The sequence below is a fragment of the Dolichospermum sp. LEGE 00246 genome (genome assembly GCF_015207865.1).
GTDB lineage: Bacteria > Cyanobacteriota > Cyanobacteriia > Cyanobacteriales > Nostocaceae > Dolichospermum > Dolichospermum heterosporum.
Window position 1 is genome coordinate 1 of record NZ_JADEWA010000172.1, and the last position, 10,369, is coordinate 10,369.

Here is a 10,369-nt window from a genome sequence, read left to right on the forward strand (position 1 = left end):
TAGCAAATAGTAAATCTTCTAGATATATCAATATTAATGTTGTACTCAATAGCTATAATCTTTGATTTATCAAAGTTAAATGATTGTCATGGGGTGGAGGTGCGGGAAGTTTTTGGGCAAGATAGTTGACAATTACACAAGAAACTGTATTGATCGTCAAGCGATCGCTATCACTTCCTCTAAGGATCGTGGATTAAATAACGTGTAATTCTGGCTTAGCAGTATAATTCCATTGCGGCAAAAATTCATCAAAAACAATCTTCATATTTGATTTGAAGTCATCGTTTAAAAGCTTATATACATGACAGTTTTTGCCATCCTTTGGTGATGTTAGGCGACTGTAGGGAACAGGGAACAGAAAAATCAATTGTGTAATTAATTCTGTCCCATTACTTATTCTCTAACTTTTGGTGGATGTCAGATTCTTGTATACTCAGTATGATACTGTTTGCTACAGCTACGCAGAAAAACTAGTTAATTACAATACTTTCTCCATACGAATAAATCATAAATTTATGCCAAAGCAAGCTGGAAACTCGATCACAACCGCTCTCGATATCGGAACTGTAGATACAAGTATCAAGGTTTTTGAAGATATCATCTCCAATGCGGATTCAATTGGTTACTACAAATTTGCGATCGCCGAAAATAGCAAACTGAATATCAAACTGAGTGGATTGAGTCAGAATGTGAATTTGTTCTTGCTTAATGCTGATGGTAGTCAGATTACCCAATCATCTGCTAGTGGCAATGCTGATGAAAATATTATCCAGAATTTGAGGGCGGGTAGTTACTATTTTTATGTAGGTGGGGGCGGAACTGGGACAAATTACAAGATCGAAACTAGTGCGATCGCTTTGGGACCGATTCCTGTGGATAATGCTGGAAATACTATCGCTCAAGCCAAAAACCTCGGTACGCTGGGTTCAACAGTAACCGTCGCTAATGACTTTGTTGGTAACTTCAATGGGTTGGCTACGGATGATACGGACTACTATCAATTCACTTTAACTGAAAATAGTACAGTCAATCTCAAACTGAGTGGATTAAGTCAAGATGCGACTTTATATTTACATCAGGCTGAAAGTCTGGGCGGGGCAGTGATTCAAATTTCAGCTAATACAGGTAGTGCTGATGAGAATATTACCCGAAATCTACGCCCTGGTACTTGGTTTGTTTTTGTTCTGCATGGTGGGGAGGGAACGAATTATAAATTTGAAGCTAGTGCTATCTCTTTGGGTGCAATTCCTGTTGATAATGCAGGGGATAGTTTTGAGCAAGCCAAAGATCTTGGTGTATTGAGTGCTACCCCGATAATTGCTAATGACTTTTTGGGTGATTTTAATGGGTTAGCTGCTGATAGTAGCGATTATTATCAGTTTACCTTAGCTGAAAACAGTACGGTTAACCTCAAATTGAGTGGTTTAAGTCAAGATGCGCTTCTCCGACTGTTTGATAGTCAGGGACAATTCATCGAATTATCTGCTAATCCAGATAACGCTGATGAGAGCATCTCTCGCAATCTGCGGGCTGGTACCTATTATATAAATGCTGGTGGGGGTGGACAAGGCACTAATTATAAGTTTGAAGCTAGTGCTGTCTCTTTAGGTGCTGTACCTGTCGATAATGCGGGAGATAGTGTTGATCGAGCTAAAAATCTTGGTGTATTAGGTACAACTGCTATTGTTGCTAATGATTATTTGGGTGACTTTAATGGGTTGACGAGAGATGATAGTGACTATTATCAATTTACCCTTGCTGAAAATGGTACGGTTAATCTCAAGCTGAGTGGGTTAAGTCAAGATGTGACGTTGAATTTGTATGACAGCAGGGGGCAACAACTATTTAACAGTCAGGGGCAAGCAGTTCAGGTTTACGCTCAACCAGGTAATGCTGATGATAATATTGCGCTCAACCTGCGGGCTGGAATTTATTATGTTTCTGCTTCTAGTGGTGGCAATGGTACTAGTTATCAACTGTCAGCCAGTTCTATTTCCCTGGGTGCTGTGCCTGTGGATAATGCGGGGGATAGCTTTGAACGAGCAAAAAACCTCGGTATACTTGGCACAACTGAGATCGTTGCTAATGACTTTTTGGGTGATTTTAATGGGTTGACGAGAGATGATAGTGACTATTATCAATTTACGCTGGCTGAAAATAGTACGGTTAATCTCAAGCTGAGTGGCTTGAGCCAGAATGTAAATATACAACTCTTCGACGCTCAAGGGTTAGGTGTTCAATATTCTGCGACAGCAGGTAATGCTGATGAACTTATCAGCAAAAATCTCCGTGCTGGTACTTACTATATCCATGCTAGTGGGGGTGGGGGTGGAAATGGCACTAATTACCAATTGACAGCCAGTGCTATCTCATTGGGTGATACGCCAGTTGATGATAATCCCATCAACCAAGCCAATAATTTAGGCACTTTAGGCGAAGTTATCAAAACGGTTGATGACCAGATTGCCAACTCTAGTTTCAACTATTATAAATTTACTCTAGCAGAAAATAGCACAGTAAATCTCAAGCTCAGTGGCTTGAGTGAAAATGCCGATTTGTATTTACTCAGCAGTAATGGTAATCGGATTGAATATTCTGTCCAATCTGGTAGCGTTGATGAAAGTATTAGTCTGAATTTGAAGGCAGATACTTATTATCTTCAAGTCAATAGTAGTGGCAACGGAACTACCTATAAACTCGATGCTAGTGCATTATCCTTAGGAGCCACGCCCTCAGATAATGCTGGCCAATCTATTGATACGGCGAAAGACCTAGGCATCCTGACCTCTGCGGTGTTATCTTCGACTGATTTTATTGGTAGCTTTAATGGTCTAGCAAGCGATCGAGATGACTATTATAAATTTACCTTGGCAGAGAATAGTACAGTTAATCTCAAGCTCAGTAGCTTGAGCGAAAATGCTGATTTGTATTTACTCAGCAGTAATGGTAATCAGATTGAATATTCCGTCCAATCTCGCAACGTCGATGAAAGTATTAGTCTGAATTTGAAGGCAGATACTTATTATGTCCAAGTCAGTAGCAACGATCCGGGAACTACCTATAAACTTGATGCTAGTGCCGTATCTTTAGGGGCTGCGCCTGTTGATAATGCTGGTCAAAATATTGATGCGGCTAAAGATTTAGGTGTTCTTAAATCTGATGTAATATCTTCTACTGATTTTATTGGTAGCTTTAGTGGTTTAGCTAATGATGAGCGTGATTACTATAAATTCACGCTGACAGAAAACGGTAATGTTAATCTGAAGCTTAGTGGTTTAACTGAGAACGCTATTTTATCTCTACTTAGCAGTAATGGTAATCAAATTAGCCAATTTACTCCATTTGATAAAACTGATAAAACTATCAGCCAAAATCTCAAAGCTGGAACTTACTATGCCTATGTCTATGGCACTGGTAATGGAACCAATTATAAACTTGATGCGAGTGCAATATCTTTAGGGGGTATACCGATAGATACGGCTGGTCAAACCTTTGACACAGCTAGAGATTTGGGTGAGATTACTAATCCGCAACAAATCAGTGAATATATTGGCAATTTCAACAATTTATCTAACGATTTTGATGATTATTACAAATTTCGGGTTACTTCAAGTAGCTTTGTAAAGTTTGACTTTACTGGCACTAGTAGAAACATTAATGCAAGTTTTCTTAATGCCAGCAGAAGTGGGTTTCCATTGGCTGTTACAACTAGTAATACTCTCAGTCAAGGGTTATCTGAGGGAACTTATTTTTTAAGGGTTAGCCCAACGGAAGGTATTGGTACAAAATATCAACTCAATGTTTCGGCTCCCGCTATTGCAGACCTTGCGGGGCATGATACTCAGACGGCACGGGATATTGGTGTTTTGAATACAGCCAGATCGTTTACTGATTTTGTTGGTCAAATTGATTATGGTGATTTCTATCGGTTTGAATTAAAGGAAGCAAGTACCTTTAATCTCAATTTCAATCCAGAAAGATCGATAAATACTACTATCTTACATTTTGCGAATAGTCAGGGGCAATGGCTCAATACTATCGACCGAGAAACTAATCAGTTCACCCAAGAACTAGATGCTGGTGTTTACTATGCTCAGGTTTATAATTTTGGTGGGACGAATAGTGATACTTACTATAATTTAAGCTTATCGGCTATTCCTAAGCAAGATTCTGGCTTTCAAATTTTAGGTGTTAACCCGATTGGGGGCAGTAATAAAGGTGAAGCTACCATCAATATTAAGGGCAATAAATTTACTCGTAATGCCCAAGTTAGTATTATCGATCCTGCTGGCAAGGTGGTAAGTAGTAGTGCAGTAACTGTGCTGAATGATAGCAATATCACAGCGAAATTTGACCTAAAGGGGCAAGTAACTGGAGCTTATGATGTGCAGGTCGTAGACCAAGCGAGTCAAGCATTGGTGAATGATGTCTTCTTGGTAAATGACTTGCAACTTGGACGCTTACAGGTAGATATTGCAGCTACAGCTATTCGTCCTGGTGGAACGGGACAAGCAATTGTTACCTATCGCAATGCTGGAAACACAGATATTCCGGCTCCCTTTCTGACTTTGGTAGCTCCTAATGGACTGCTGGAAGAATCTGGTGAGTATAAAAATAACAAGGTTCAATTCCTCGCTATCAATAAAGAAGGCAATGCTGGGGTGTTACCTGCTGGTGCGAGTGGTTCGTTTCGGGTGAACTTTCGCGATATGGGTGGTGTGTCGCTAGAAGTTAATAGTTTGGCATTAGATGAGAATGTTGACTGGAATGGCATTAAGGAAAGCTCTCGCCCTGAAGGGATTGCGGCGGATGTGTGGGACAAGATTTATAGTAATTTTGTCACTAGCGTTGGCGGAAAGGCGAGTGAGTTTCAAAAGGTATTGGGTGATAATGCGAATCGCCTCAGTCAATTGGGTGAATATACAGGCGATATCTCGCGGCTGTTGAGTTTTGAGCTACAGCAGGTGAATAGTAATGCGATTTCGGCGCGTTCTACTGTCGGGGCGTTTGGGCGTGGTGGGGTGAATCCTTGGGATGTCACGGCGATTACTGATGCGGCGGGGGATGTAGCAATTCAAACTGGAGATCGCCGTCGCACGTTTACCAAAGGGAAAGATGGTAAATATCAGGGCATTACTGACGATTTGGGCATCTTGACTAAGGTGGGCGATGTTTATCAAATCAAAGAGTTTGATGGTACTGTCCAGAGCTTTTTGGCGAATGGGAAGTTAGATTTTATTCAAGATACCAATGGGAATAAAGTCACCCTCGGCTATACCGCTAATCAGTTGACGGGGCTGAGTTATAGCAATGGCGATAAAGTCACTTTCAAATACAATGCCCAAGGGCGGGTAAATGAAGTCGTTGATATCTACGGACAATCTACCACCTATACCTACGATGCAACTGGGGAGAGGTTGTTGTCGGTGAGTGATGTCAGTGGGACGGTTAGTTATACCTACGAAACTGTGGGCGCGAAAGCCAACGCGATTAAATCAATTACCTATCCTGATGGTACGCAGTCGCTATTTGAATACGATGATTTGGGACGGGTGACGAAAGAGAGCCTCAATGGTGGTGAACAAACCCTCAAGTATAGCTACGACAGTACGGGCGGTGTGACGGTTACTGATGCTAATAATAAATCTACCCAAGTATTGCTAAACGATCGCGGACAAGTCGCTCAAACTACCGATGCGTTGGGAAGGATTAGCCGCTTTAGTTATGACAGTAAGGGCAATCTCACTCAAGTATTAGCTCCCGATAGTTCCAATGCGAAATTTACCTACGATAGCAAGGGGAATTTACTCGCTTCTACCGATGCTTTGGGGCAGAGTGTCCAATTTGCCTACGATTCTCGCTACGACCAAATTAAGAGCGTCCGCGACCAAAAGGGGAATGCGATTAATTACAGTTACGATGATAAAGGCAATCTGGGTAGTATCGGCTATGCAGATGGCTCGAAGGAAAGCTTTACCTATAGCGATAAGGGTGATGTGACGGTTTCCAGCAATCGGCGCGGACAGCAGATTAGTTACACCTACGATAGTCGCGGCTTGCTAACCAAGAAAGCCTTTGCTGATGGTACTTCGGCTGCATTTGAATATGATGTGCGGGGGAATTTAACCAAAGCTACCGATGCTGATAGTAGCGTTACTTATGGCTACGATGTTGCCGACAGACTCACCAATGTTAGCTATGGGGGGACGCGCTCCCTCAGCTTTAGCTACGATGCAGGTGGACGGCGGAGTCAGATGGTTGACCAAGATGGGTTTGCTACCAATTACAGCTATGACAGCGTGGGGCGGTTGAAGCAACTCACTGATAAGGATGCGAAAAACATTGTCAGCTACAGCTACAACACTTTAGGGCAACTCAGCCGCGAGGATAATGGGAATGGCACTTATACGACCTACTCCTACGATGATGCAGGACAAGCTCTGAGCATTGTCAATTACAAACCCGACAACAGCATCAACTCGCGCTATGACTATACCTACAACCAATTAGGTCAGCGCACCAGTTTGACAACATTGGAAGGTAAAACCAGCTATGGTTACGATCTTACAGGTCAACTGACTTCCGTTGCTCTCCCTAGTGGACGCAGTATCGAGTACAAATACGATGCCGCAGGAAACCGAATTACGGTCAAGGATAGCGGCGCGACCACCAATTACAGCACGAATAACCTCAACCAGTACACGACTGTCGGCGGTGATACTTACACCTACGATAAAGACGGCAACCTCACCAGCAAAACTATCGGCGGTAAAACCAGCAGCTTTAGCTACGACATTGAAAACCGCTTAATCGGCGTGACAAATGCTGATAGGACTTGGCAATATCAATACGATGCTTTCGGCGATAGGATTGGGAGTACCTTCAATGGTCAAAAAACTGACTATTTACTCGACCCCACAGGTTTAGGCGATGTGGTGGGTGAATATACAGGCAGCCAAGCCACTCGTTACAGTCATGGTTTGGGCTTGGTGAGTCGGAATGATGGCACGAATACCAGCTTCTTTGATACCGATGCGATCGGTTCAGTGGTGGGGTTGAGTGGGACGGGTGGTAATTATCTGAATAGTTACAGTTATCTACCCTTTGGTGAAAGTTTAACTAAAACTGAAACGGTTGCTAACTCGTTCGAGTATGTTGGGCAGCTTGGGGTGATGAATGAAGCCAATGGGCTGGAATTTATGCGGGCGCGGTTTTATACGTCTGGAGAAGGACGGTTTTTGAATCCAGATCCGATCGGGATTAATGGTGGGTTGAATTTGTATGCTTACACCAACAATAGTCCAACCAACGTTGTCGATCCCGAAGGTAAAAATGTAGCAGCATTTACTTACTCTGCAATTGGGTTAGTACTAGGAGTCTGGGGTACCCTCTTGTGGACAGATTGGAAGGATGCTAAACAAGCCGAGCAGCATCAAAAAGAGCAAAAAGAGGCTCAAGAACAGCATCAGAAAGAGTTAGATCAACAGCAAGCAGTGAATGAAAAAATATTAGAGAACCAAAATCAACTAAAAAAACAAAATGCTGAAATACTAAAAAAATTGAAAGAGCAAAAGCAAAAAACAGGTGAGGCAATGCCTGCACCAGCTAAAGACAAATCAAAACTATCAGATAAACCTACAACTCCGTCTAAAGATAAAGACCCAGCCGATCCAATTCCTACAAAGCCCCGAACATCAGATATTCCCTTTCATCCAGATAATCCTAATACTCCCTTCGGTCGAAATAACCCTAATACTCCCTTCGGTCCAGGAAACCCAGAAGCCCTAACGGAAGTCCCAATCTTCTTCGCCTTCGATCCCAACGACATCATCGGTCCCGGCGGCACAGGAACAGATCGCTGGCTCACCCCCGATCCCATCCTCCCCTACACCATCCGCTTCGAGAACATAGCCACCGCCACCGCACCCGCCGTTCTCGTCAACATCACCCACACCCTCGACAGCGATCTCGACCTCAACACCTTCGAGCTAGGCGACTTCGGCTTCGGTAGCACCACCATCACCGTCCCCGACGGCTTCCAAAACTACACCACCCGCCTCGACCTCCGCAACACCATCGGCGACTTCGTAGACTTCACCGCCACCCTCAACACCACCACCCGCCTCGTCACCTGGAAAATCATCACCATCGACGCTCTCACAGGACAACCCGCCGATGGAGTCACCGACGGATTCCTCCCCCCCAACAACGCCACCCGCGACGGCGAAGGCTTCGTCAACTATCGAGTTAAATCCAAAAGCGACACCGCCAACGGAGCCAGCCTCGATGCCCAAGCCAGCATCGTCTTCGACACCAATGAGGCGATCGAAACCCCCGTTTGGTCGAATAAAATCGACACCAACGCCCCCAGCAGCCAAGTTACAGCCCTATCTGCCAACAGTAGCCCCAACTTTAATGTTGCATGGACAGGCGCTGACAATGGTAGCGGCGTAGCCAAATACGATATATACGTTTCCGACAATGGCGGTGATTTCACAATCTGGAAACAAGGTATCACAGACACTTCCGCAACTTATACAGGTGAATTAAATCATGTTTACCGCTTCTACAGCGTGGCTACCGATAACGTAGGTTTCCAAGAATCTGCCCCAAATCAAGCCGATACTTCTACAACTGTAGTTTTGGTAAATAATCCACCGACGGTTGCTAACCTAATTGCAGATCAAAACGCCAAACAAGGAATAGCTTTCAATTTCCAAATTCCTACCAACACCTTCACAGATATTGATGCTGGTGATGTTCTTACTTATTCAGCAACATTAGAAAATGGTAATGCTTTACCAAGTTGGTTAACCTTCAATTCCACAACTCGCACTTTTAGCGGTACTCCCACCAATGATAATGTTGGCAGTTTGAATGTTAAAGTGGCAGCTACAGATAAAGCTGGAGCATCTGTTAATGATATCTTTGTCATTGCAGTCGAAAATCTCAATGATGCTCCGATTGTGAGTAATGCGATCGCTGATCAAAACGCTAAACAAGGAAACGCTTTCAATTTCCAAATTCCTACCAACACCTTCACAGACATTGACGCTGGTGATGTTCTTACTTATTCAGCAACATTAGAAAATGGTAATGCTTTACCAAGTTGGTTAATCTTTAATCCCACAACTCGCACCTTTAGCGGTACTCCCATCAATGATAATGTTGGCAGTTTGAATGTTAAAGTGGCAGCTACAGATAAAGCTGGAGCATCTGTTAATGATATCTTTGTCATTGCAGTTGAAAACGTCAACGATGCGCCAGTTTTGAGTAATGCGATCGCTGATCAAAACGCTAAACAAGGAAACGCTTTCAATTTCCAAATTCCTACCAACACATTTACAGACATTGATGCTGGTGATGTCCTTACCTATTCCGCAACCTTAGAAAATGGTAATGCTTTACCAAGTTGGATAACTTTCAATCCCACAACTCGCACCTTTAGCGGTACTCCCACTAATGACAACGTAGGGACTTTGAATGTTAAAGTGTCCGCTATAGATAAAGCAGGGGTATCTGTTAATGATATCTTTGCGATCGCCGTTGAAAACCTCAACGATGCGCCGATTGTAAATAATGCGATCGCTGATGTTACAGCTACAGAAAACACAGCTTTTAGTTTCACTATCCCAGAAAACACTTTTACAGATATAGATGCAGGTGACAGTCTTACTTATTCGGCAACACTAAAAGATGGCAGTAATTTACCTAGCTGGCTGAAATTTAATCCTGCTACTCGTACCTTTAACGGTACACTAACTAACGCCAATATTGGAAGTTTAACAATTCAGGTACGAGCCAAAGATAATGATGGTTTAATTGCCACTGACACATTTTTACTAGCTGTCAAACAGAGCAATACCTCACCTACGTTGAAGCTTTCAAAAATTGCTGATGATATCTTCAACGTCTTTGATAGTAGTGGCAAATCAAAACTTCAAATTACTCTCATAGAACGAAGCTCTAATCTTGTTAATGAACTAGGAATATTTACCGTTGACGATGCTCAAGGTAAAATCAATGGTATTGCCCCAGGCACAGTAGGTTATGCCCAAGCAGCTTTAGACCGAGCTAAGGTAATTTTCTCTGTTATTGCTAATCTCCCCAATGGATTTAACCCACATTCCGCACCCCAACTGTCACAGGAGTGGAATTACATAGGCAAGAAATAAAATTGAGAATAAAAAATAACATATTATCGAGAAAATACATTGGCAAAAAAGAAAAACACCAAAAATGGCATCAAAACCCATTGTCAATAAGGAGCAACAAGAATGAACACCACCCAGAGGGAGAAAAAGATAAATAAATGAAGATATTCAAGATACAGATTATAAGTTAGACTAATAAATTGAAGTAAAAAACG

1 protein-coding gene is annotated in these 10,369 nt (G+C 42.7%); it reads left to right on the plus strand.

The features are described from left to right. The first annotated feature begins 515 nt into the window (after window positions 1-515). Window positions 516-10,175 carry a putative Ig domain-containing protein gene (locus tag IQ228_RS13020; protein ID WP_193963034.1) on the plus strand — a complete coding sequence of 3,220 codons (9,660 nt, stop codon included), beginning with the start codon at window positions 516-518 and terminating at the stop codon, window positions 10,173-10,175. Window positions 10,176-10,369: the final 194 nt, after the last annotated feature.

Bases quoted from the DNA above. Each gene is read 5' to 3' on its own strand.
- IQ228_RS13020 (WP_193963034.1), top strand. From the start codon at position 516: ATGCCAAAGCAAGCTGGAAACTCGATCACAACCGCTCTCGATATCGGA.